2 protein-coding genes are annotated in these 751 nt (G+C 40.2%); both read right to left on the reverse strand.

The genetic code is table 11. The annotated features are described in order from the left end of the window. Window positions 1-459, reverse strand: a 459-nt coding sequence (locus QMD21_07830) for a TCP-1/cpn60 chaperonin family protein (protein MDI6856672.1), incomplete at its 3' end; no start/stop codon positions are given. 44 nt (window positions 460-503) lie between these two features. Further along, on the reverse strand, window positions 504-751 hold a 248-nt coding region (locus QMD21_07835; GenBank protein MDI6856673.1), incomplete at its 5' end, for a hypothetical protein.

Raw genomic sequence — 751 nt, forward strand, 5'->3', positions numbered from 1 at the left:
AGTCTCAACATCTTTAGAGCTAACTTTTTCAGCAAGCTTATCTAAAATTTCGCATGCTTTTTGCGAGGCTAAACGGTACCCAGAGGCGATAACTGTAGGATGAATGTTTTGCGCTAAAAGCTCTTCAGCTTTTTTCAGAAGCTCGCCTGCTATTATTACTGCTGTTGTAGTACCATCGCCGCATTCTTGGTCTTGCGTTTTAGCAACCTCAACGAGCATTTTAGCAGCTGGGTGCTCTACATCTATTTCTTTAAGTATTGTTACCCCATCGTTTGTTATTACTATATCGCCCATACTATCTACAAGCATTTTATCCATGCCTCTAGGCCCTAAAGTGCTGCGAACTGCATCTGCTATAGCTTTTGCAGCTGCAATATTATTAAGCTGGGCTGATCTACCCCTTTCTCTTTTAGTACCTTCTTTTAGTATTAATATAGGTATTTGCTGACCGGTAGGCATCATTACAAATCACAGACTTGGAATATACGTAAGGGGTATTAAAATTATTTATTTTCCCAAGCAGTAGTTTGAGTCACGTATACCAAATAACCATTTCCAGGCTCAATTTTGAAATCGCTCAAGCCTGTAGATACTAAATGGACTACAAACCTTCCTAAAGCCTCGTCCCAGTAACCAATTGCAGCACAATTTTCTATGCTCTTCGCCAGCTCGCTTGCGTAAATTGCAGTTTCATTGAACCTTCCTATAGAATTCCAGCCTTTTGATAGAGTTAAAGTCTGCTTGCCAACTG

The sequence above is a fragment of the Candidatus Thermoplasmatota archaeon genome, from assembly GCA_030018475.1.
Lineage (GTDB): Archaea > Thermoplasmatota > JASEFT01 > JASEFT01 > JASEFT01 > JASEFT01.